Source organism: Mesorhizobium sp. M1006 (assembly GCF_040318825.1).
In the GTDB taxonomy this organism is placed as follows: Bacteria; Pseudomonadota; Alphaproteobacteria; order Rhizobiales; family Rhizobiaceae; genus Mesorhizobium.
Window position 1 is genome coordinate 30033 of the sequence record NZ_JAMYMZ010000007.1, and the last position, 20679, is coordinate 50711.

Below are 20679 nucleotides of genomic sequence, written 5' to 3' on the forward strand. Positions count from 1 at the left end.
GGAGAAAAGCCAATGCGGGAGCATGGCGGCGAACAGGGCGATCATCTGCGGCTTGTCCGGATGCCGGCGCTGCCCCCTGCGGAACCTGCAAAGGCTATCCCCTTCTACCCGTCAGCGTCATGTCGAAATCGACGACGTTGGAATAAATCGGCGTGCCGACATCCATGCCGTAGCGCGACCGCAGCACCTTGCCGGTGACGTGGAATTTTATCGTGCCCGCCCGGAGGCCGCCGAGCTCGGCCGTGAATTTTTCCTGAAAGGTCTTGCCGCGCGCCGTCAGCCGGCCGGTGACAAGGGCCGACGTGTCGCCGGTGCGTTTGACGCTGGTCGAACGGAACTGGATCTCCGGATTGTTGGCCGCGTCGAAGACTGCGTCCGAGCGGAGAAAGGCATCGATGCGGCTTTGGCCGGTACCGACGCTTTCGGGAAAGATGGTGAAATTGACCCGGGACCGGCCGACATCGCTGTTGTCGATGAGGATACTGCCCTTGAAGCGGGAGAAGGCACCGTCGAGCCCGCCGCCGCCGAGCTTGGCGATGGAGAAATGGATGCTGGAACTCCCCGGGCTGATCGTGTAGCTGCCGGCCGCCTCGCCAAGGGCAACGGCGGCGAAAACAGGCATGGCAAAACAAGCGGCAGCTGCCGCAAATCCGAAGATGCGCGCGTACATGGAAATGGTCCTCTTGGCAGGCAACGCTTTCTTGCGTCCTCGCCCCATCAACGAATGAGCCGTCCGCTCTATTCCCTGTCGTGATGTGACGAAGCCGTGATCATGCGCGTCAGCACGGTATCCCTCAGCCAGAAATGATGGCGCAGCGCTGCGGCGAGATGCAAAGCGACAAGTCCGATGCCGGCATAGGCGAGATACCAGTGCGTCGCTGCCCAGAAGCTTTCTGCCGTGTCCGATTCACCGAGCGGCAGATTGGGCATGACGAACAGATTGAACGGCACGCTCGGGATCTCCAGCACCGAGACCGAGACCAGCGCCCAGCCGGACAACGGCAGAGCGAGCTGAAACGCATAAAGCGCGAGATGGACCAGCGGCGCCGCACGGCGCTCGAAAGGCCCGACCGAGTGCGGCAGCGATGGGGCCGTTCTGCCCAGGCGCCAGGCAATGCGCAGGATGACCAGTCCAAGCAGCAGGAAGCCGAAGGATTTATGCAGCTGGATCAGCTCGAAGGCGGTGCGCTGGCTGGACAGCCGCACCATGACGAAGCCGAGCACGAACTGGCCAATAAAGAGCGCCGCGATCAGCCAGTGAAGGATGATCGCCGTCCAGCCGTAGCCGGCCGTCTGGTTTTTGGGCAGTGCTGACATGGTCGGTGAACGAATGCCAGGTCGACTTTCTTCCAGCTCTCCCTTGTGGGGAGGGTTGGCTTATTCGCCGACCTTGAAAAAATCGACAAAGGCCCTGAGCGCCGGCCGCATCTGGCGGCGGCTGGGGTAATAGACGAAGAAACCATCGAAGCGCGGGCACCAGTCCTCCAGCACGCGAACGAGCTTGCCGGCGGCGAGCGGGTCGCGGACATAGTCCTCGAACACGAAGGCGAGCCCGGCGCCGTCGACCGCGGCATTGGCAATCAGATGGTCCTCGTCGAGGATCAGCGGCCCTTCCACCGGGATTTCGATCTCCTCGCCGTTTTTCTCGAATTCCCAGCGATAGATGATGCCGCTGGAGAAGCGGAAGCGGATGCAGCGGTGAGCGGCGAGATCGCGCGGATGCTGCGGCTTGGACCTGGTCTCGAAGTAGGATGGCGTGCCGACCACCGCGCCGCGAAGGTCTGGTCCGATGCGCACTGCGATCATGTCGCGCTGCAGGCTCTCGCCCAGCCGCACACCGGCATCGAAGCCGCCCTCGACCACGTCGGTGAAGCGGTCCTCGATGACGATCTCCAGCACGATGTGGGGATAGGCAGCAGCAAAGGCGCCGAGCCTTGGCGTCAGCGCCAGGTGGGCGGCGGTGCGCGGCACGGTCAGCCTGAGATTGCCCGCCGGCCGGTGGCGCGCCTCGATCGCCGATTCCAGCGCCAGGTCGATTTCCGACAGCGCCGGCCTGAGGCGCTCAAGCAGTTGCGCGCCCTCCTCGGTCGGAGCAACGCTGCGCGTGCTGCGTGCCAGAAGGCGCACGCCGAGGCGCGCTTCGAGGCTGGACACCGCGTGGCTGACCGCCGACGGCGCGATTGCCAGTTCCTTGGCGGCGCCGCGAAAACTGCCGCATTGGGCGACCATTGCCAGTACCGCGAGCTGTGAAAGATGGGTTCGCTTCATTGATCTATTTCTTGGAACAGCCCGTGCAATTGAGAGCCGATTATCGAACTCGGCGCAAGACGCTATCTCTGCGGCATCACAACCATCACAACAAGGAGACACGTGATGCAAACCCGCAAGCTTGGCAATGAACTCGACGTCTACCCGGTCGGCCTCGGCTGCATGGGGATGAGCTTTGCCTATGGTGGCCAGCCGGAGGCGGAGGCGATTGCCACGCTGCGCCATGCCGTCGAGATCGGGGTCAATTTCTTCGACACGGCCGAGGTCTATGGCCCTTTCGAGAACGAGACCCTGGTCGGCAAGGCGCTGAAGCCGGTGCGTGACAAGGTGACGATCGCAACCAAATTCGGCTTCAAAATCCTCGAAGAAGGCAGCGGCATGGAGCGCATGGCCGGTGTCGATAGCCGCCCGGAGCATGTCAAGGCGGTGGCCGAAGCGTCATTGAAGCGGTTGGATACGGAGGTGATCGATCTCTATTACCAGCACCGCGTCGACCCCAACGTGCCGATCGAGGATACGGTCGGCGCCATGGCCGAGCTGGTGCGCGAGGGCAAGGTGCGGGCGCTCGGCCTGTCGGAGGCGAGTGCGGCGACCATTCGTCGGGCGCATGCCGTGCACCCGATCGCCGCCGTGCAGAGCGAGTATTCACTGTGGAGCCGCGATCCGGAGGAGGAGGTGTTTGCTGTCTGCCGTGAGCTCGGCATCGGCTTTGTCCCCTATAGCCCGCTCGGCCGCGGCCTGCTCACCGGCACGATCGCCAAGCCCGATGTTCTCGGCGCCGACGACTGGCGCCGTGGGTTGCCGCGCTTCCAGGCCGACGCCATGGCGGCCAATGCGGCGGTCGTCGCCGTGCTGGAAAAGATGGCCGCCGGGAAGGGCGTGACGCCGGCGCAGCTGGCGCTCGCCTGGGTGCTGCATCAGGGCGACTTCATTGTGCCGATCCCTGGTGCCCGCAAGATACGACATCTCGAACAGAATACGGCGGCAGCCAATATCGTGCTGAGCCAGGCCGAGGTGGCATCCATCGGCGACGCCCTGTCGCCGGAAAAGGTGGTCGGCAAGCGCTATACCGAGGAGCTGCTGGCGCTGGTTAACGGGTGAACGGCAATCGACGGCGTAATCGAAACGGGGCGTTTGGGCACCCCTTTTTGACTAATACGGTGCGATGCAAAGCGTTGTGAGACCTCGGCGCGAGGCACCCCCCTCTGTCCTGCCGGACATCTCCCTCTCAAGGGGGGAGATTGGCAGTTCCCGCGCCCTGCCCGCCCTTCCGGCGCCGGTGATTGGCGAAAGCCGAGGCGACATCCGATCTCCCCCCTTGAGGGGGAGATGCCCGGCAGGGCAGAGGGGGGTGCCTCGCGCCGACATTTCCTACCAAGGCATGACACTGATCTCCGGCCAGTTCTCCCTGGCACGCGCGCCCTTCATCTCGTGCGTCTGCCGATTATCCAGTGCACGGTTCGGGGTAACGCGAAACGAGAAGATGTCGTCGAGCCCGAACGGCGCCACGAGCGCGAGTTGCCCATCGGTGTCGAATCTAACGCCGACCGCATGGGTTTTCGAAGCGAAATAGGACAGCGCCTCGGCGGACGACGACAGTCTGGGATAGGAACCGCCAAAGCGCGCCTCAAACCACAGATGCACCCGTGCCTGATTGCGAACCTCGACCGGCAGCTTCAGCCCTTCGAAATGCCTCGCCGCACGGCGGATGACCGTGTCCTCGGCTTCATAGGACAGATCGCTCTCATCGAAATAAAACAGGTCGACATCCCGGATGCCGTACCCCGATGGCTTTCCGGTCAGATGATTCCAGACGCTGTTGTAAAGCGCGCCGGACACGACCAGCCAGTCCGGCAGGCCTAGCACCCGTACCCGCGACAGCGTCTCGGCAATCAGCGGATCGGCCGAGACGATATCGAGAAAGACTGCACGCTGTTTCTCGAAGGGCAGCCCGCAATAGCGCAAATGGTCCATCGCCCTTTGGACGGCGATTCGCCAGGCGCTCGCAACCCCTCAGCCGCGCAGCACGCCGCCGGTCTGCTTGCCGACATTATCGACGATGCGCTTGGCCAGCGCCTCGAAATCCTCGTCGGTCAACGTCTTTTCGACCGGCTGGATCGACACTTCGATGGCGATCGATTTCTTCGCCGCGCCGAGCGCTGCACCCTCGAAAACATCGAACACCGAGACGCCGGAAATCAGCTTTCGATCGGCGGCAAGGGCGGCGCGAACGAGTGTGCCGGCTTCGACCGCCTTGTCGACGACGAAGGCGAAATCGCGCTTGACCGCCTGGAAGGCGGACAGATCAAGCCTCGGCTTTGTTCGCGTCGGCTTGGCCTTCGGCTCGGGCACGGTATCGATGAACACTTCGAAGCCGCAAAGCGGGCCGGAGACGTCAAGCCCCTCCAGCGTCTTCGGGTGGAACTCGCCAAACGTGCCAAGGATTACCTTCGGCCCAAGCTTGATCGTGCCGGAGCGGCCGGGATGATACCAGGCCGGGCCGCCGGCCTCGATCTGCAGCCGCTCGACCGGCGCGCCGCAGGCTTCGAGTGCTGCGATCGCATCGGCCTTGGCATCGAAGACGCCGACGGCGCCGGCATTGCCCGCCCAATGGCGGCCGGAGCCCTCGAGCCTGGCGGTGCCGCGCCGCACGCCGGCGGCAACGCGCCGCTGCTGGTCGGCGCCGGCGCCCTCGTAAGTGCCCGACACTTCGAACAGCGCGACATCGCCGATGCCCCTGTCGGCATTGCGCTGTGCTGCCGCGATCAGCCCCGGCAGCAGCGACGGCCGCATGTCCGACATATCGGCGGCGATCGGGTTGGCAAGCTTCAGCGCCTGCTGGCCGCCACCGAACAATTCGGCGTGTTTTGCCGGAATGAACGACCAGGTGACGGCCTCCATCATGCCGCGCACGGCAAGTGCCCGCTTGGCGGCGCGGGTGCGGATCTGCAGCACAGTCAGGATCCTGGCGTTGACCGCATCGTGCGAACCGAGCGGCTGCGGCGCGATGTTGTCGACGCCGTGGATGCGCATGACCTCCTCGACCAGGTCGGCCTTGCCGTCGACATCCGGCCGCCAGGACGGGACCGCCACATTGACGACATCGCCCGTGCCCTCCGGCCTGAAGCCGAGGCAGGCAAGAATGTCGAGGCTTGTCGAGCGCGGCACTTCGATGCCGGTCAGCCGCTTCACTTCCGACAATGGGAACGAGACGATCTTCGGCTGATGGCCGGCATAGCCGACGACTTCGGTTTGCGCCGGCGTACCGCCGCAGAAATCGAGCACCAGCTTCGTCGCCAGCTCCACACCGGGAATCATCATTTCCGGGTCGACGCCACGCTCGAAGCGGTAGCGTGCGTCGGTGATGATGCCGAGCGTGCGGCCGGTGCGGGCGGTGGTGATCGGGTCCCAAAGCGCCGACTCGATCAGCACGTCGGTGGTGTTCTCGTCGCAGCCGGAATGCTCGCCGCCCATGATGCCGGCAATCGATTCGATGCCGTCCTGGTCGGCGATGACGCACATCTCCGGCGTCAGCGTGTATTCGCGGCCGTCGAGCGCCAGCACCTTTTCGCCATCACGCGCCCGGCGCACGGCGAGATTGCCGGTGACCTTCGCAGCGTCGAAGACATGCAGCGGCCGACCGCGGTCGAAGGTGACGTAGTTGGTGATATCGACGAGCGCGCTGATCGGCCTCAAGCCGATGGCGAGAAGCCTTTGCTGCAGCCATTTCGGCGACGGTCCGTTCTTGACGCCGCGCACCAGGCGCAGCGCAAAGCCGGGACAGAGCTCCGGCGCTTCGATCGTCACCTTGACCGGCGTCTCGCCCTTGCCGGGGATCGGCTCTATCGGCGCGCTCTTCAGCGTGCCGAGCCCGCTCGCCGCCAGATCGCGGGCGATGCCATGGACACTGGTCGCATCCGGCCGGTTCGGCGTCAGATTGATCTCGATCAGCGGGTCGTCGAGATGGGCATAGGCGGCGAAGCTGGTACCGACCGGCGCATCGGCCGGAAGGTCGATGATGCCGTCATGCTCCTCGGACAATTCGAGCTCGCGCTCGGAGCACATCATGCCGTGGCTTTCAACGCCGCGGATCTTGCCGACGGTCAGCGTCACGTCGATGCCGGGAATATAGGTGCCCGGTGCTGCAAAGGCGCCGACCAGGCCCGCGCGGGCGTTCGGCGCTCCACACACGACCTGCACCGGCGGCTTGCCGTCGCCTGTGTCGACGGTCAGCACGCGAAGCCGGTCGGCGTCGGGATGCTGGACCGCCGTCAGCACCTTGGCGATGACGAAGGGAGCCAGGCTCGCCCGGTCGTCGACATGCTCGACCTCGAGGCCGATCGAGGTGAGACGCTCGACGATTTCCGCCAGCGAGGCGTCTGTCTCGAGATGATCCTTGAGCCAGGAGAGGGTGAGTTTCATGACTGTGTTCCGTCTGGTCTGGGCATGTTGCACTTGAAGCTATGCGCCCGCGCGTCGGACATGTGCAGGAAGGCGAGCTGTCTGCGGATTTGCTGCGGCCCGGTCGTCACGCGCTCAAGCCCCCGAACAGCGTCGGCATGTCAAGCGGCCTAAAACCGTAATGCGACAGCCAGCGCACATCGGCGTCGAAGAAGGCGCGCAGATCCGGCATGCCGTATTTCAGCATGGCGATACGGTCGATGCCCATGCCCCAGGCGAAGCCCTGGTATTCGTCGGGATCGAGCCCGCCGTAACGGAGCACATTGGGGTGGACCATGCCGCAGCCGAGAATCTCCATCCAGTCGGAGCCTTCGCCGAAGCGCACCTCGCCGGGCCGCGAACGGTCGCACTGGATGTCGACCTCGAGGCTGGGCTCGGTAAACGGGAAGAAAGACGGCCGGAAGCGCATCTTGACGCTCGGCACCTCGAAGAAGGCTTTGCAGAACTCCTCCAGCACCCATTTCATGTTGGCGACGTTGGCCGATTTGTCGATCACCAGCCCCTCGACCTGATGGAACATCGGCGAGTGGGTGGCATCGGAATCCTGCCGGTAGGTCTTGCCGGGGATGACGATGCGGATCGGCGGGTTCTGCATCTCCATGGTGCGGATCTGCACCGGCGAGGTGTGGGTGCGCAAAAGCTTGCGCTCGCCCTGCTCGTCCGGCTGAAAGAAGAACGTGTCGTGCATCTCGCGCGCCGGGTGGCCTTCCGGGAAGTTCAGCGAGGTGAAATTGTAATAGTCGGTCTCGATGTCGGGACCTTCGGCGATGGCAAAGCCGAGATCGCCGAAAATCGCTGCGATCTCGTCGATAACCTGGCTGATCGGATGGATGCGGCCGCGCTCGGCCGGCGATTGCCTGACCGGCAAGCTGACGTCGACCTTCTCTGCGGCAAGCCGTGCTGTGATCGCCACATCTTTCAGCTCGGCGCGGCGCGCCGAAAGTGCCTCGGTGACGCGGTTCTTGAGGCCGTTGATTGCCGGGCCTTTGACCTGTCGCTCCTCGGCGCTCATCGAGCCGAGTGTCTTCAGCATCTCGGAAACCGAGCCCTTCTTGCCAAGGGCAGAGACACGCACCGCCTCGATCGCCTGCTCGTCGGCGGCCGAGGCGATCTCGGCCATCAGGGAATTTTCGAGAGTTTCCATGTCACTCATGTTCCAGATCCGATTGGAAGCAAAGAAAAACCCGCGCCAGCCCTGCCAGCGCGGGTTTCCCAAATCAAGTGTCGAATAGCTTGGGAAGCGCTGGTCTTAAGCGACAGCGCTTTCAAAAGCATTCGGCGTGGTATTCTTCAGGTATTCGAGCGCGACCTTGGCCTTGGCCACGAGTGCGGCGAAGGCCTGCGGCTCGTGGATGGCCATGTCCGACAGGATCTTGCGATCGATCTCGATCCCGGCCTTGTTGAGACCGTCGATGAAACGGCCATAGGTCAGACCATGCTCATGCGTCGCCGCATTGATGCGCTGGATCCACAGCGCGCGGAACGAGCGCTTGCGGTTCTTGCGGTCGCGATAGGCGTACTGCAGCGACTTTTCCACCGCCTGCTTGGCGATGCGGATGGTGTTCTTGCGACGGCCGTAAAAACCCTTGGCGGCTTTCAGGACCTTCTTGTGCTTGGCGTGCGAGGTGACGCCTCTCTTTACGCGTGCCATGTCATGATCTCCTTAACGCTGTCCAGACCGAATGCTCAGAGGCCGTTCGGCAGAAAATTCTTGATGACCTTCTTGCCATCCGGTTCAGCCAGAACCATCGTGCCGCGGGCATTTCGAATGAACTTGTTGGAACGCTTGATCATGCCGTGACGCTTGCCGGCCGCAGCCGACAGAACTTTACCCGTACCTGTGATCTTGAACCGCTTCTTGGCGGCCGATTTGGTCTTCATCTTGGGCATTTTGCTACTCCGTTTATATGCGCACCAATGCGCTTTTTGTTCGCTTCAGGCCGACCAAAGCCTGAAAAGCAAATGAAACCGCCACGGCATGCCCTGCCGGGCGGTTTTTTGGGAACGGCGGTCCTATACGTCAAAGCGGGCTGGCGCGCAACACCCCGTGCCGAGCAACACTGTAGTGCTCAGGGGAAACGGAACAGCACCGGCAATATGCCCGACTGCTGGGCGCCGTCGATCAGTTCGAAAGCCGGCAAGGCAACGAGGAACACCAGCCCGTCCAGCAGCGTGGTTCGCAGCAGGCGCGGCTTGAAGCTGCCGGTGTCGCCTTCCTGATACAGCGACAGTTTCGGGAAGAAGCGCGGCACTTTCAACAGGTAGGCCTGGTATGGCGCGCCAAGAACCTGCCTGAGGAATTTCTCCTCGCGCAGGATAACGATGTAAAATGCACCCGCGCAGAGCGCTCCAAAGCCGATCGTGGCGGTGATGGAGCCGATCTGTGCGCCGACACCGGCGGCAGCTAAAGTAGAGAAGACATAGAGCGGGTTGCGAGTGATCGAATAGGGTCCGCCGGTCACCACTTCGGAGGATTTGCGTCCACCAATATAGAGCGTCGACCACAAGCGTCCGACGATGCCGAGAAAGATCAGCACGACGCCGACCATTTCGATCGTTTCATGCACAGGCGTATCGGGCGGAAAAACCGACTGCCCGAACAAAAGCATCGCGAAAAGGACGACGACGACGACGGCAAGCACCATCCTGCGCGTGTGCTGGTAGCTGCCCAGCCCATATTTGGCTTCCGAATGCTTGACGTCATTGACCATGTCGGGAATCCGATCGTCGAGGGAACCAGAGCGTCTTTGCTCTCGCCGGCGATCGCAGCGTCTGGCCAAGAACAGGCGCCCCGCCGATCGCCGGGACGCCTTGCAATATGATTCAGGCGGATTTAATGCACGTCGCCCAAAAGTGCGCTGCGGTTTTGCGACAACGACATGCACAAACAGAACTAAAGCGCAACGCGCTTTAGCGGGGCGCCAGCACCATCATCATCTGGCGGCCTTCGAGCTTCGGTTCGGCTTCGACCTTGGCGATGGGCGCCACTTCCTCGCGAACCTTGTTCAGAAGCTGCATGCCGAGTTCCATATGCGCCATCTCGCGACCGCGGAAGCGCAATGTCAGCTTGACCTTGTCGCCTTCCTCGAAAAAGCGCCGGACGGCCTTCATCTTGGTCTCGTAGTCGTGGCTGTCGATGTTCGGGCGCATCTTGATCTCCTTGATCTCGATGACCTTCTGGTTCTTGCGCGCCTCGGCCGCCTTCTTCTGGTTGGCGTATTTCAGCTTGCCGAGATCGAGGATCTTTACGACGGGCGGCACTGCATTGGGCGATATCTCGACCAGATCGAGCCCAGCCTCTTCGGCGAGCAGCAATGCGTCGTTGATGGAGACATCGCCGCGGTTCTGGCCTTCGGCGTCGATTAGCTGGACCCGGGGAACCCGGATGTCACGGTTGGAGCGCGGGCCTTCCTTGGTGGGCGCCGCTGCTTTGAAAGGTCTGCGAATGGTCGTGGTCTCCTTGAGCCGTTTCGTTAAGGGGTTCTTCAGTTCAGAATTGCGAACGCGCAATGTGGTGAGCGCGCGGTCGGAGTCAATAGCACAGCATTCTCAGGAAATCACCTGCTCGATGGAATGCTCCTCTGCACCAAGCGAAGAAAGTGGCGGAGCACTTTTCGTTGAATGCCTTGCTGTGCCAAAAGACCGGCGTGAGGGAATACACCATGAGCACCACCCCGATCTTTCTGGACGTCGACGGGACGAGCATCGCCGTCAGGCATGCTGCAGGTGCCGAGCCCGGCATCGTCTGGCTTGGCGGCTACAAATCCGACATGCTGGGCACCAAGGCCGAAACCTTGTCGGAATGGACGCGCAAAGAAGGCCGCGCTTTCCTGCGCCACGATTATTCCGGCCACGGCGAATCGGGCGGCGCCTTTGCCGACGGCACCATCTCGAAATGGCTGGGCGAGAGCCTGGCGGTTTTCCGCCGCTTCACCCAGGGCAGGCAAATCCTGGTCGGCTCGTCGATGGGCGCGTGGATCGCGCTGCGCATGGTGCAGGAATTGCGCAAGGCGGGCGAGAACAGCGTCGCCGGCCTTGTGCTGCTGGCCCCGGCGCCCGATTTCACATTCGAACTGGTGGAGCCGGTGCTGACCGGGGCGCAGAAGCGCAACCTCAGGAAAAAGGGCTTTTTCGAGGAGCCGTCGGACTATTCAGCCGAACCGTACATCTACACGCGCGCACTGATCGAGGACGGCCGCAACAACCGGGTGATGACCGGGCCGATCGACACGCACTGTCCGGTCCACATCCTGCAAGGCCTTGCCGATCCCGACGTGCCGTCGAGCCATGCGTTGAAGCTGGTCAGCCTGCTGCCGGCCGACGACGTCACGCTGTCGCTCATTCCCGACGGCGACCACCGCCTGTCGCGGCCGCAGGATCTCGACATGCTGGTGCGGGCGGTGGACGCGATGGTGCGGCAGGCGGGATAGAGACATGCGCATTTCCATTCCGGTGTCCGCCTTCGTGGCGGCGATCGTCGGCTTCGGCGGTACGCTGGCCATCGTCATTGCCGCCGCCAAGGCGGTCGGCGCAACGCAGGTCGAGACCGCAAGCTGGGTGACGGCGCTTTGCCTGGCGATGGCGATCGAGAGCCTGTGGCTGTCCTGGCGTACGAAAATGCCGGTCATCACCGCCTGGTCGACGCCAGGCTTGGCGCTGATCGCCGCGTCGACCGGCTTTTCGATGGGTGAGGCGGTTGGTGCCTTCGTCGTCACCGCGGTCCTGCTGATCACCACCGGCCTGTTCGGGCCCTTGACCAAGCTGATCGCCAGAATACCGGCGTCCGTCGCGTCCGGAATGCTGGCCGGCATCGTCGTCACCTTCGCCATCAATGCGGTGAAAACCGTTCCCGTCGACCCCTGGCTGATCCTGCCGCTGGTTGCGGCGTTCTTCGTCATCCGCCTGTTCAACCCGGCCCTGTCGGTGCTGCTGGTGCTGATCGGCGGCGGTCTCGCCGCCTTCCTCATCGGCCGGGTCGGCGGTCTGCCGGCACCGGAACTCTCGAGCTTGACGCTGGTGATGCCGCAGTTCACCGCCACTGCGATCATCGGCCTCGCCTTGCCGCTCTACCTCGTCACCATGGCCTCGCAGAACCTGTCCGGCCTCGCCGTGCTGAGGGCAGCCGGCTATCATCCCGAACCCGGGCCGCTGATCGGCGTCACCGGCCTGTTTTCGCTGCTGACGGCGCCGTTCGGCGCTTCGACCACCAATCTGGCGGCAATCTCGGCGGCGATCTGCACCGGGCCCGACGTGCATCCCGATCCGGCCGAGCGCTGGAAGACCGGGCCGTTCTATGCGTTGGCCTATCTCGTCTTTGCCCTGTTCGGCGCCTCGCTGGTGGCGATCTTCGCCGTATTGCCGCAGAGCCTGATCGCGCTGGTCGCCGGCCTGGCGCTGATGGCGCCGCTCGCCAATGCACTGTCGATCGCCTTGAAAGACGAGGACGAGCGGATGGCCGCCACCGTCACCTTCGCCGTCACCGCATCGGGGCTGACGCTGTTCGGCGTCGGTGCGGCGTTCTGGGGCCTGATCGCCGGATTGGTCGTGCTTTTTCTTGAAATGCTCAAAAAGCGATAATCATTTCAGCCGCTTGTCCGGTTTTGGCGGTTGCTGTCTTGAATCGCCGTTTTCTTCATCCCATTTCGATTCCACGCAGCCGGATTTGGCTGTCTCCAACTGAAGGATTGGAAGAAATGAACACATCTGCATTGATCCGTCCGGCCTGGACGCCGGCGACCATCGCGTTGATGGTGATCGGGTTCATGGTGTTCTGGCCGCTCGGCTTCGCCATGCTCGCCTACATCATCTGGGGCGATCGGCTCGAGGGCTTCAAGCGCGACGTCAACCGCGCCACCGACGGCATCTTCGCCGGCTGCCGCCGCGGCTCCGACAGGGCCGCGCGCTGGGGCCATGGCTCCGCACGCACCGGCAACGTCGCTTTCGACGACTGGCGCGAAAAGGAACTCGAGCGGCTTGCCGAGGAACGCCGCAAGCTCGACGAGATGCTGAGCGAGTTCGATGAATATGCCCGCGAATTGCGCCGCGCCAAGGACCAGGAAGAGTTCGATCGCTTCATGGCCAACCGCAACAAGTCGACGTCGCCCACGACAGGTGGGTCAACTGGCTCGACGACGAATAACAAACGCGGCGGCAACTCCACGCCAGGCCTGCTCGACGAGTAAGGTCCCGTGCCCAGATAGATAATCCAACGGCGTCGCGTCAGCGGCGCCGTTTCTTTTTTGTTCTAGTCGTTTCCCTCGAATCACGTATCGTCCCGGAATGTCCTTCGGCTTCTTCCGCACCCCGACGAAACCCAAGCCCACGCCCGTCGTGGAGCGCGAGCATTGCGTTGCCGGCCGCACGTTGCCGCTCAAGATCGTCGAGAACGACCGGGCGCGGCGCCTGACGCTGCGCATCGATTCCGGCGGCCGTGGTCTGCGCATCACCGTGCCGCCGGGGCTGCGCCGCGGCGAGGTGGAAAAATTTCTCGACCGCCATCAGGACTGGCTGGAGCAAAGGCTGGCCAAAGTGCCCAACCGGCCGCAGGTGCGTCCCGGCATCAAGGTGCCGGTGCGCGGCGTGCCGCATCGCATCGTCCATGAACCGTCGAAACGCGGCACCGTCACGCTGTCGCGCGACGAGCGCGGGCCGCTGATGATCGTGCATGGCGAACGCGTGCATCTGCCGCGCCGCATCGCCGATTTCCTGAAGCGCGAAGCCAAGCGCGAGATCGAAGCGCTGGTGACCAAGCACAGTGCTGCGGTCGGCAAGCGCGCCAAGGCGATCCGCTTCAAGGATACGTCGAGCCGCTGGGGATCGTGCACGTCGGACGGCAATCTGTCGTTTTCCTGGCGCATCATGATGGCGCCGCGGCCGGTGATAAACTACCTCGTCGCGCATGAGGTGGCGCATCTCAAGGAGATGAACCACGGCCCGAAATTCTGGAAACTATGCGAGCAGCTTTGCCCGGATACCGAGCGCTGCAAGGACTGGCTCAAGCGCAATGGCGGCGCGCTGCAGGCGATCGCGTTCGAGTAGGATGCTTGTAGGGGAACGAAATGGAAACTGTAGCGATCCTTCGCGCCGGCCTCAATAGATTCTGCACTGCCGATCAATCGTCATTGGCCGCGTTCAACTCCTCCGGCCGCAACCCCTCATCGACATGGCGCGGCCAGGGCAGGAAATCCTTCTCGAAGGTCTCGTTGCTGAAATAAGCCAGCGCCCGGTGCGCCTCGGCGCCGTTGAAGGCTGCCTTGTCCATCAAATGAGCGATGACCTCATGGGCCTGCGCCAGCTTTTGCCTGAGTTCCGCGACGGTCTTTTCCGGCATGATCTTTGTTCTCCCGCCTCTGTGCCTGAGCAAGTAGCGTTGCGCTTATATTAGCAAGGTAGCGCGTTCCGCTCTTACATTAGCAAGGTAGCGCGTTCCGCGCTGGCGGCAAACAGGATGCTTTTTCTCGACTCTTTGGCCGTTTCATGCCAATCCCGCGCCATGGCGCTGGACATCAAGATATGCGGGTTGAAGACCGACAAGGCACTGGCTGCGGCATTGGCCGGCGGCGCCAGCCATGTCGGCTTCATTTTCTTTGCCAAAAGCCCGCGCTATGTCGAGCCGGCGGAAGCCGGCCGCCTGCGCGAAGCGGCGCGCGGCAAGGCCAAGGCGGTTGCCGTGACGGTCGACGCCAGCGATGCGTTCCTGGATGACATCGTCGAAAAGATGCAGCCCGATATGCTGCAGCTTCACGGCGCCGAGCCTCCCGAGCGGGTGGCCGAGGTGAAGGCCCGCTACGGCTTGCCGGTGATGAAGGCGCTGCCGGTCAGCGAGGCCGCCGATCTCGGGCGAGTCAAGCCCTTCATCGGCATTGCCGACCGCTTCCTGTTCGATGCCAAGCCGCCTAAGGGTTCGGAATTGCCGGGCGGCAACGGTCTTGCCTTCGACTGGCGCATTCTGGCTGGCCTTGACGCCGGCGTCGATTACATGCTTTCCGGAGGGCTCAATGCCGGCAATATCGGCGACGCCTTTCGGCTGGCGAACCCGCCCGGAATAGATGTTTCCTCGGGCGTGGAGAGCGCGCCGGGCGTCAAGGAACCGGCGCTGATCGAACAATTTTTCCGCGCCGTCGGGGCAGCACGCGACAACCGCGCCGCCTGACCACGCTTCAAACCACAGACCAGGAGATCGGCGATGGACAAGCCGGCGATACCGAATTCCTTCCGCACCGGCCCCGACGAGCAGGGCATGTTCGGCATTTTTGGCGGTCGTTTCGTTGCCGAAACGCTGATGCCGCTGATCCTTGAGCTGGAGCGGCACTGGAACGAGGTCAAGAACGACCCGGATTTCAAGGCCGAACTGACCGATCTCTCGACGCATTACGCCGGGCGGCCGTCGAAGCTCTATTTCGCCGAAGGCCTGACCAGGCATCTTCGTGAGGTGTCCTCGGCGAAGGGCCTAGGCGGCGGCGCAAAGGTCTATTTCAAGCGCGAGGACCTGAACCACACCGGCTCGCACAAGATCAACAACTGCCTCGGCCAGATCCTGCTCGCCAAGCGCATGGGCAAGACGAGGATCATCGCAGAGACCGGTGCCGGCCAGCATGGCGTCGCTTCCGCTACGGTCGCGGCGCGCTTCGGGCTTCCTTGTATCGTCTATATGGGCGCGACCGATGTCGCCCGGCAAAGCCCCAACGTATTTCGCATGAAGCTTCTGGGCGCCGAGGTGCGGCCGGTGACGGCCGGCCACGGGACGCTGAAGGACGCCATGAACGAGGCCCTGCGCGACTGGGTGACCAATGTCGAGGATACCTATTATCTGATCGGCACCGCCGCCGGCCCGCACCCCTATCCGGAGCTGGTGCGCGACTTCCAGTCGGTGATCGGCACCGAGGCGCGCGCCCAGATCCTCGAGCAGGAAGGCCGGCTGCCGGACACCATCATCGCTTGTGTCGGCGGCGGTTCCAACGCTATCGGCCTGTTCCATCCCTTCCTCGACGACAGTGAGGTGCGCATCATCGGCGTCGAAGCCGGCGGCCGCGGGCTCGACGGCATCGAGCATTGCGCCTCGATGAGTGCCGGCGCGCCCGGCGTGCTGCATGGCAACCGTACCTACCTTCTGCAGAACGCCGACGGCCAGATCATGGACGGTCACTCGATCTCGGCGGGCCTCGACTATCCGGGCGTCGGTCCCGAGCACTCATGGCTGCGCGATTCCGGCCGCGTCGACTATGTGCCGATCCTCGACAGCGAGGCGCTGGAGGCGTTCCAGTTGACGACACGCGTCGAGGGCATCATTCCGGCGCTTGAATCGGCCCATGCCATCGCACAGGCGGTGAAGATCGTGCCTGACATGGACAAGGACCAGATCGTCATCGTCAACCTGTCCGGCCGCGGCGACAAGGACGTGCATACGGTGGCCAATATGCTGGGCATGGAGATCTGATCATGGCCACCCGTATCGACCGCCGCATGGCAAAGCTGAAGGCCGAGGGGCGACCGGCACTCGTCACCTATTTCATGGGCGGCGATCCGGACTACGACACGTCCCTGTCGATCATGAAGGCGCTGCCCGGCGCCGGCAGCGACATCATCGAGTTAGGCATGCCGTTTTCCGATCCAATGGCCGACGGCCCGGCGATCCAGGCGGCCGGCCTGCGGGCGCTGAAGGGCGGCCAGACTTTGGTCAAGACGCTGAAGATGGCCTCGGAATTCCGCGCCGGCGACAGTGAAACGCCGATCGTCTTGATGGGCTATTACAATCCGATCTACATCTACGGCGTCGAGCGCTTCCTGAGCGACGCGCTGGCCAGCGGCATCGACGGGCTGATCGTCGTCGACCTGCCGCCTGAGATGGACGAGGAGCTTTGCATCCCGGCACTCAAGGCCGGCATCAATTTCATCCGGCTGGCGACGCCGACCACCGACGACAAGCGCCTGCCCAAGGTGCTGCAGAACACGTCGGGTTTCGTCTACTACGTCTCGATGACCGGCATCACCGGTTCGGCGCTGGCCGACACCGGCAAGGTGGCGGCAGCGGTCAAGCGCATCAAGAGCCATACCGACCTGCCGGTCTGTGTCGGCTTCGGCGTCAAGACCGCAGAGCAGGCGCGCACCATCGGCGCGTCGGCCGACGGCGTCGTTGTCGGCACCGCGATTGTCAATGCAGTCGCCAACGTGCTGGGGCCGAAGGGCGAAAAGACCGCCGATCCGGCCGAGGCCGTCGCCACGCTGGTCAGCGGGCTTTCGCAAGGGGTTCGCGCGGCTCGCCTTGCTGCCGCCGAATAATCTTGATCTTCTGGTTGGCCATGATCTCCAGCGAAAACCGGTTTCCACTTTTCGGGATCATGGTCTAACTCTTCGTAAGGACAGGAGCCGAAGCGATGAACTGGATCACCAATTACGTCCGCCCGAAGATCAATTCGATGCTCGGCCGCCGCACCGACATGCCGGAAAACCTGTGGATCAAGGATCCCGAGACCGGCGAAATGGTGTTCCATAAGGATCTGGAGCAGAACCAGTTCGTCATCCCGTCCTCCGGCCACCATATGAAGATATCAGCCAAGGAACGGCTGAAATTCTTCCTCGACGACGGCAAATACGAGACGCTGGAAAACCCCAAGGTCGTTCAGGATCCGCTCAAGTTCCGCGACGAGAAGCGCTACGTAGACCGGCTTAGGGATGCCAAGGCCAAGACCGGCATGGAAGACGCCATCATCAATGCGCTGGGCACGGTCGAGGGCGTGCCGGTGGTGGTGACGGTGCAGGATTTTGCCTTCATGGGCGGCTCGCTCGGCATGGCGGCAGGTGACGCCATCGTGCATGGTTTCGAGGTCGCCTTGCAGCGCAAGCGGCCGCTGATCCTGTTTGCGGCCTCCGGCGGCGCCCGTATGCAGGAAGGCATCCTGTCGCTGATGCAGTTGCCACGGACCACGGTCGGCGTCGACAGGCTGAAGGAGGCCGGCCTGCCCTACATCGTCGTCCTGACCAACCCGACGACCGGCGGCGTCACCGCCTCCTATGCCATGCTGGGCGACGTGCATATTGCCGAGCCCGGCGCCCTGATCGGCTTTGCCGGCCCGCGCGTCATCGAGCAGACCATCCGCGAAAAGCTGCCTGACGGCTTCCAGCGCGCCGAATATCTGATGGAACACGGCATGGTCGACATGGTGGTGTCACGGCTGGAGATGCGCCAGACCATTGCGCGGCTGCTGAGAATGCTGCTCAAGCTGCCGGAGGAGCAAAAATCTCAGGAACCGGAAATCTTGCCGCCGTCGGTGATTCCGGCCGAAGCCCGGCCGCACGCCTGACGCATTCGCCACGAACTGCGATTGCGCGCCGTCCGTGGCGCGCCTAGGATTCGCCATGACCACGCTTGCCGCCGACCGCGAAATCGAAAGCCTGATGGCGCTTCATCCGAAGGGCTTCGACCTTTCGCTCGACCGCATTTCGCGGCTGCTCGAGCGGCTCGGCAATCCGCAGGACCAGCTGCCGCCGGTCATCCACATCGCCGGCACCAACGGCAAGGGCTCCTGTGCTGCTTTTTCACGGGCGCTGCTCGAAGCCGCCGGCTACCGCGTCCACGTCCACACCTCGCCACATCTGGTGAACTGGCACGAGCGCTACCGGCTGGCCGCAGATGGCGGCGGCAGGCTGGTGGACGACAAGGTCTTCGCCGAAGCCATCGCCTGCGTCGCCAAAGCCAATCAAGGCCAGAAGATCACCGTCTTCGAAATCCTCACCGCCGTCACCTTCCTGCTGTTTTCCGAACATCCGGCCGATGCCGTCATCCTCGAGGTTGGCCTTGGCGGCCGCTTCGACGCCACCAATGTCATCGCCGAGCCGGCCGTGTCGGTGATCATGCCGGTGTCGCTCGACCACGAAGCCTATCTCGGCGACCGCGTCGAGCTGGTCGCCGCCGAAAAGGCCGGCATCATCAAGCGCGGATGCCCGGTCGTCATCGGCGCGCAGGAAAGTGAGACGGCCCAGCAGGTGCTCATCGAAACCGCCGAGCGGCTCGACTGCCCCGCCTTCGTCTATGGCCAGGATTTCCTTGCCTATGAGGAAAACGGGCGCATGGTCTATCAGGACGAAGACGGATTGATGGACCTGCCGCCGCCGCGCCTGCCGGGGCGCCATCAATTCGCCAATGCGGCGGCGGCGATCGCGGCGGTCAAGGCGGCGGGCTTCGAGATCAGCCACCGCGCTGCCGAGAAGGCGATGGCGAATGTTGCCTGGCCGGGCCGCATGCAAAAGCTGCCGCAAGGACGGCTGAGCGAACTGGCGCCGAAGGGCGCCGACATATGGCTCGACGGCGGCCACAATCCCGGCGCCGGCGTGGTCGTCGCCGAGGCGCTGGCCGAGCAGGAGGAAAAGAACCCGCGTCCGCTGTTCCTGATCTCGGGTATGATCAACACCAAGGACCAGAGCGGCTATTTCCGCGCCTTCAAAGGGCTGGTCCGGCATGTCTACACCGTGCCGGTGAGCCTGAGCGACGCGGGCGTGCCGAACGACGAGCTGGCGACCCGCGCCATCGAGGCCGGCCTGTCGGCCGAACCGGTCAGTTCCGTCGCCAATGCGCTGATGCTGCTGCGCGACACGTGGGACGGACCGCCGCCGCGCATCCTGATCGGCGGGTCACTTTACCTGGCCGGCGCGGTGTTGGCCGAAAACGGCACGCCGCCGGTTTGAGGCGTGCTTCAGCCGGGCCACGGTGACGCCAAACTTGTCATACCACCGCGAGGAGCCAATCATGATCAAGGTAAAGCAGCTCGCACACGTTTGCATTTTCGCGAATGACCTGGAGATGACGCGAAGCTTCTATCGGGACGTCCTCGGCATGGACACCCAGTTCAATTTCCTGCGCGACGGGAAGATTTTCGGCTTCTACCTCAATTGCGGCAGCCGTAGCCATGTCGAGGTGTTCCAGAAAGACGGCGCCAGCTATGGCGACTTGAACCAGATCAACCACTTCTGCCTCGAAGTGGAAAACATCGACGCCGCGATCGCCCATCTGAGGTCAAAGGGGGTTGATGTCACTTCCAAGAAACGCGCGTGCGATGACACCTACCAGGCTTGGATCCGCGACCCCAACGGCGTGAAGATAGAACTGTTCGAATATACTGAGAAAAGCGCACAATTCGTCGGCGGCGATCGTATCGCGGATTGGTGATCGCGCCTCGCCGGACAATTGTAGCGGCGCAGCCGATGGTTGGTGGACTACTTCAGCTCGACCTCGATGAAGGCGAATTCGCCATCGTTTGCGCTGATGACGTCATGTTCGACGCCCTCATTGCGGAAATACGGCGCGCCCTTCTTCATCTCGGCAAAGGATTCGCCATCCTTGGTCAGGAGCTTCACCTTGCCGTCGGTCAACGGCACGATCACATAGTCGTGGCCATGGCGATGCCAGCCGGTGTTGTCTCCCGGGGCGAAGCGGTATTCGGTGACGATGACGCGCTCATTGTCGATGAAGACGGTGGCCTTGGCGGATCCGGTCATATCGCTTCTCCTGCTTTAAGCCAGACAAGAGCATGAGACTGCAAGTGGCGAGTGCCAGATCTGCGGATCGGTGACGCCACAAGAAAGCCCGGCGCGAGGCCGGGCTTTTCTGCAAAATTTTGATCGGATCAGGCGAGACTGCCGTTGATCCAGTGCGACAATGCCGTTTTCGGCGCAGCACCGACCTTCATGTCGGCGACTTCGCCGCCCTTGAAGATCATCAGCGTCGGGATCGAGCGCACGCCGAACTGCGCGGCCAGCTCAGGATTCTCGTCTATGTTGAGCTTGGCGATCTTTATCTTGCTGCCGAGTTCGATGGCGATGTCCTCGAGCGCCGGGGCGATCATCTTGCACGGGCCGCACCATTCCGCCCAGAAATCGACCACGACTGGCTCCTTGGCGTTGAGCACGTCGGCCTGGAAATTGCTCTTGTCGACCTTGACGGTGGCCATGCTGAGA

The 20679-nt window shown here is 63.2% G+C and carries 24 protein-coding genes; 11 read left to right on the forward strand and 13 right to left on the reverse strand.

The window, feature by feature from the left end:
• Window positions 1–94 precede the first annotated feature (94 nt).
• The 3 genes from NKH60_RS08640 to NKH60_RS08650 form a co-directional block, all read right to left on the reverse strand.
• Complete coding sequence (locus NKH60_RS08640) at window positions 95–670, reverse strand: YceI family protein (protein ID WP_352472551.1); 576 nt, start codon at window positions 668–670, stop codon at window positions 95–97.
• Between the two features lie 68 nt (window positions 671–738).
• Window positions 739–1317, reverse strand: a complete 579-nt coding sequence (locus NKH60_RS08645; protein WP_352682198.1) for a cytochrome b — start codon at window positions 1315–1317, stop codon at window positions 739–741.
• A gap of 60 nt (window positions 1318–1377) precedes the next feature.
• Window positions 1378–2268 (reverse strand): LysR family transcriptional regulator, encoded by an 891-nt coding sequence (locus NKH60_RS08650; RefSeq protein ID WP_352682200.1) that lies wholly within the window; start codon window positions 2266–2268, stop codon window positions 1378–1380.
• Between the two features lie 105 nt (window positions 2269–2373).
• Here NKH60_RS08650 and NKH60_RS08655 point away from each other — a divergent pair, with 105 nt between their 5' ends.
• Window positions 2374–3369, forward strand: coding sequence for an aldo/keto reductase (locus NKH60_RS08655; protein ID WP_352682202.1), 996 nt, complete (start codon window positions 2374–2376; stop codon window positions 3367–3369).
• Between the two features lie 270 nt (window positions 3370–3639).
• On the opposite strand, the gene NKH60_RS08660 is transcribed toward NKH60_RS08655, so the two are convergent.
• From NKH60_RS08660 to infC, 7 genes are all read right to left on the reverse strand, one after another.
• Window positions 3640–4242: a nucleotidyltransferase family protein gene (locus NKH60_RS08660; protein WP_352682204.1), complete on the reverse strand. Its 603-nt coding sequence runs from the start codon at window positions 4240–4242 to the stop codon at window positions 3640–3642.
• 39 nt (window positions 4243–4281) lie between these two features.
• On the reverse strand, window positions 4282–6690 hold the full coding sequence (gene pheT, locus NKH60_RS08665) for a phenylalanine--tRNA ligase subunit beta (protein ID WP_352682206.1): 2409 nt from the start codon (window positions 6688–6690) through the stop codon (window positions 4282–4284).
• A gap of 106 nt (window positions 6691–6796) precedes the next feature.
• Entirely contained in the window at window positions 6797–7882 is a 1086-nt protein-coding gene (gene pheS / locus NKH60_RS08670; protein ID WP_352682208.1) for a phenylalanine--tRNA ligase subunit alpha, read from the reverse strand.
• A 96-nt stretch (window positions 7883–7978) separates the two neighbouring features.
• Window positions 7979–8380 (reverse strand): 50S ribosomal protein L20, encoded by a 402-nt coding sequence (rplT, locus tag NKH60_RS08675; protein ID WP_006201247.1) that lies wholly within the window; start codon window positions 8378–8380, stop codon window positions 7979–7981.
• A gap of 35 nt (window positions 8381–8415) precedes the next feature.
• On the reverse strand, window positions 8416–8619 hold the full coding sequence (rpmI, locus tag NKH60_RS08680) for a 50S ribosomal protein L35 (protein WP_006201248.1): 204 nt from the start codon (window positions 8617–8619) through the stop codon (window positions 8416–8418).
• Window positions 8620–8798: 179 nt separating this feature from the next.
• Complete coding sequence (locus NKH60_RS08685) at window positions 8799–9440, reverse strand: methyltransferase family protein (RefSeq protein ID WP_352682209.1); 642 nt, start codon at window positions 9438–9440, stop codon at window positions 8799–8801.
• A 199-nt stretch (window positions 9441–9639) separates the two neighbouring features.
• Window positions 9640–10176, reverse strand: coding sequence for a translation initiation factor IF-3 (infC, locus tag NKH60_RS08690; RefSeq protein WP_023677573.1), 537 nt, complete (start codon window positions 10174–10176; stop codon window positions 9640–9642).
• Between the two features lie 215 nt (window positions 10177–10391).
• On the opposite strand from infC, the gene NKH60_RS08695 reads away from it, so the two are divergent.
• The 4 genes from NKH60_RS08695 (at window position 10392) to NKH60_RS08710 (ending at window position 13767) form a co-directional block, all read left to right on the forward strand.
• Entirely contained in the window at window positions 10392–11159 is a 768-nt protein-coding gene (locus tag NKH60_RS08695) for an alpha/beta hydrolase (RefSeq protein WP_352682211.1), read from the forward strand.
• A 4-nt stretch (window positions 11160–11163) separates the two neighbouring features.
• Window positions 11164–12306, forward strand: a complete 1143-nt coding sequence (locus tag NKH60_RS08700; RefSeq protein ID WP_352871935.1) for a benzoate/H(+) symporter BenE family transporter — start codon at window positions 11164–11166, stop codon at window positions 12304–12306.
• 116 nt (window positions 12307–12422) lie between these two features.
• Window positions 12423–12911: a DUF2852 domain-containing protein gene (locus NKH60_RS08705; RefSeq protein WP_352616779.1), complete on the forward strand. Its 489-nt coding sequence runs from the start codon at window positions 12423–12425 to the stop codon at window positions 12909–12911.
• A 97-nt stretch (window positions 12912–13008) separates the two neighbouring features.
• Window positions 13009–13767 (forward strand): M48 family metallopeptidase, encoded by a 759-nt coding sequence (locus NKH60_RS08710; RefSeq protein WP_352451640.1) that lies wholly within the window; start codon window positions 13009–13011, stop codon window positions 13765–13767.
• Between the two features lie 73 nt (window positions 13768–13840).
• Here NKH60_RS08710 and NKH60_RS08715 read toward each other — a convergent pair whose 3' ends face one another.
• A complete protein-coding gene (locus NKH60_RS08715) occupies window positions 13841–14059 on the reverse strand; it encodes a hypothetical protein (RefSeq protein WP_254815955.1) in 219 nt (72 codons plus the stop codon).
• A 162-nt stretch (window positions 14060–14221) separates the two neighbouring features.
• Between NKH60_RS08715 and NKH60_RS08720 the strand changes: the two genes are divergently transcribed.
• The 6 genes from NKH60_RS08720 to NKH60_RS08745 all read left to right on the forward strand — a co-directional run bounded on the left by NKH60_RS08720 (window position 14222) and on the right by NKH60_RS08745 (window position 19891).
• Window positions 14222–14881, forward strand: coding sequence for a phosphoribosylanthranilate isomerase (locus NKH60_RS08720; RefSeq protein ID WP_352616834.1), 660 nt, complete (start codon window positions 14222–14224; stop codon window positions 14879–14881).
• A 33-nt stretch (window positions 14882–14914) separates the two neighbouring features.
• The gene (gene trpB / locus NKH60_RS08725) at window positions 14915–16165 is read left to right on the forward strand and encodes a tryptophan synthase subunit beta (protein ID WP_352505958.1); all 1251 of its coding nucleotides are present in this window, start codon (window positions 14915–14917) and stop codon (window positions 16163–16165) included.
• A gap of 2 nt (window positions 16166–16167) precedes the next feature.
• The gene (trpA, locus tag NKH60_RS08730) at window positions 16168–17007 is read left to right on the forward strand and encodes a tryptophan synthase subunit alpha (RefSeq protein ID WP_023677563.1); all 840 of its coding nucleotides are present in this window, start codon (window positions 16168–16170) and stop codon (window positions 17005–17007) included.
• A 95-nt stretch (window positions 17008–17102) separates the two neighbouring features.
• Window positions 17103–18029, forward strand: coding sequence for an acetyl-CoA carboxylase, carboxyltransferase subunit beta (accD, locus tag NKH60_RS08735; protein ID WP_352682217.1), 927 nt, complete (start codon window positions 17103–17105; stop codon window positions 18027–18029).
• Between the two features lie 55 nt (window positions 18030–18084).
• Window positions 18085–19410, forward strand: coding sequence for a bifunctional folylpolyglutamate synthase/dihydrofolate synthase (locus NKH60_RS08740; protein ID WP_352682219.1), 1326 nt, complete (start codon window positions 18085–18087; stop codon window positions 19408–19410).
• A 61-nt stretch (window positions 19411–19471) separates the two neighbouring features.
• On the forward strand, window positions 19472–19891 hold the full coding sequence (locus NKH60_RS08745; protein ID WP_352454801.1) for a VOC family protein: 420 nt from the start codon (window positions 19472–19474) through the stop codon (window positions 19889–19891).
• Between the two features lie 47 nt (window positions 19892–19938).
• Here NKH60_RS08745 and NKH60_RS08750 read toward each other — a convergent pair whose 3' ends face one another.
• Window positions 19939–20220, reverse strand: coding sequence for a cupin domain-containing protein (locus NKH60_RS08750; RefSeq protein ID WP_023718287.1), 282 nt, complete (start codon window positions 20218–20220; stop codon window positions 19939–19941).
• A gap of 128 nt (window positions 20221–20348) precedes the next feature.
• Entirely contained in the window at window positions 20349–20672 is a 324-nt protein-coding gene (gene trxA, locus NKH60_RS08755) for a thioredoxin (protein ID WP_023677558.1), read from the reverse strand.
• Window positions 20673–20679 lie beyond the last annotated feature (7 nt).

What these genes read in the sequence shown, in the direction of transcription:
- NKH60_RS08640 (WP_352472551.1), bottom strand. Translation starts at nt 670, where the DNA reads ATGTACGCGCGCATCTTCGGATTTGCGGCAGCTGCCGCTTGTTTTGCC.
- NKH60_RS08645 (WP_352682198.1), bottom strand. Translation starts at nt 1,317, where the DNA reads ATGTCAGCACTGCCCAAAAACCAGACGGCCGGCTACGGCTGGACGGCG.
- NKH60_RS08650 (WP_352682200.1), bottom strand. Translation starts at nt 2,268, where the DNA reads ATGAAGCGAACCCATCTTTCACAGCTCGCGGTACTGGCAATGGTCGCC.
- NKH60_RS08655 (WP_352682202.1), top strand. Translation starts at nt 2,374, where the DNA reads ATGCAAACCCGCAAGCTTGGCAATGAACTCGACGTCTACCCGGTCGGC.
- NKH60_RS08660 (WP_352682204.1), bottom strand. Translation starts at nt 4,242, where the DNA reads ATGGACCATTTGCGCTATTGCGGGCTGCCCTTCGAGAAACAGCGTGCA.
- pheT (WP_352682206.1), bottom strand. Translation starts at nt 6,690, where the DNA reads ATGAAACTCACCCTCTCCTGGCTCAAGGATCATCTCGAGACAGACGCC.
- pheS (WP_352682208.1), bottom strand. Translation starts at nt 7,882, where the DNA reads ATGAGTGACATGGAAACTCTCGAAAATTCCCTGATGGCCGAGATCGCC.
- rplT (WP_006201247.1), bottom strand. Translation starts at nt 8,380, where the DNA reads ATGGCACGCGTAAAGAGAGGCGTCACCTCGCACGCCAAGCACAAGAAG.
- rpmI (WP_006201248.1), bottom strand. Translation starts at nt 8,619, where the DNA reads ATGCCCAAGATGAAGACCAAATCGGCCGCCAAGAAGCGGTTCAAGATC.
- NKH60_RS08685 (WP_352682209.1), bottom strand. Translation starts at nt 9,440, where the DNA reads ATGGTCAATGACGTCAAGCATTCGGAAGCCAAATATGGGCTGGGCAGC.
- NKH60_RS08695 (WP_352682211.1), top strand. Translation starts at nt 10,392, where the DNA reads ATGAGCACCACCCCGATCTTTCTGGACGTCGACGGGACGAGCATCGCC.
- NKH60_RS08700 (WP_352871935.1), top strand. Translation starts at nt 11,164, where the DNA reads ATGCGCATTTCCATTCCGGTGTCCGCCTTCGTGGCGGCGATCGTCGGC.
- NKH60_RS08705 (WP_352616779.1), top strand. Translation starts at nt 12,423, where the DNA reads ATGAACACATCTGCATTGATCCGTCCGGCCTGGACGCCGGCGACCATC.
- NKH60_RS08710 (WP_352451640.1), top strand. Translation starts at nt 13,009, where the DNA reads ATGTCCTTCGGCTTCTTCCGCACCCCGACGAAACCCAAGCCCACGCCC.
- NKH60_RS08715 (WP_254815955.1), bottom strand. Translation starts at nt 14,059, where the DNA reads ATGCCGGAAAAGACCGTCGCGGAACTCAGGCAAAAGCTGGCGCAGGCC.
- NKH60_RS08720 (WP_352616834.1), top strand. Translation starts at nt 14,222, where the DNA reads ATGGCGCTGGACATCAAGATATGCGGGTTGAAGACCGACAAGGCACTG.
- trpB (WP_352505958.1), top strand. Translation starts at nt 14,915, where the DNA reads ATGGACAAGCCGGCGATACCGAATTCCTTCCGCACCGGCCCCGACGAG.
- trpA (WP_023677563.1), top strand. Translation starts at nt 16,168, where the DNA reads ATGGCCACCCGTATCGACCGCCGCATGGCAAAGCTGAAGGCCGAGGGG.
- accD (WP_352682217.1), top strand. Translation starts at nt 17,103, where the DNA reads ATGAACTGGATCACCAATTACGTCCGCCCGAAGATCAATTCGATGCTC.
- NKH60_RS08740 (WP_352682219.1), top strand. Translation starts at nt 18,085, where the DNA reads ATGACCACGCTTGCCGCCGACCGCGAAATCGAAAGCCTGATGGCGCTT.
- NKH60_RS08745 (WP_352454801.1), top strand. Translation starts at nt 19,472, where the DNA reads ATGATCAAGGTAAAGCAGCTCGCACACGTTTGCATTTTCGCGAATGAC.
- NKH60_RS08750 (WP_023718287.1), bottom strand. Translation starts at nt 20,220, where the DNA reads ATGACCGGATCCGCCAAGGCCACCGTCTTCATCGACAATGAGCGCGTC.
- trxA (WP_023677558.1), bottom strand. Translation starts at nt 20,672, where the DNA reads ATGGCCACCGTCAAGGTCGACAAGAGCAATTTCCAGGCCGACGTGCTC.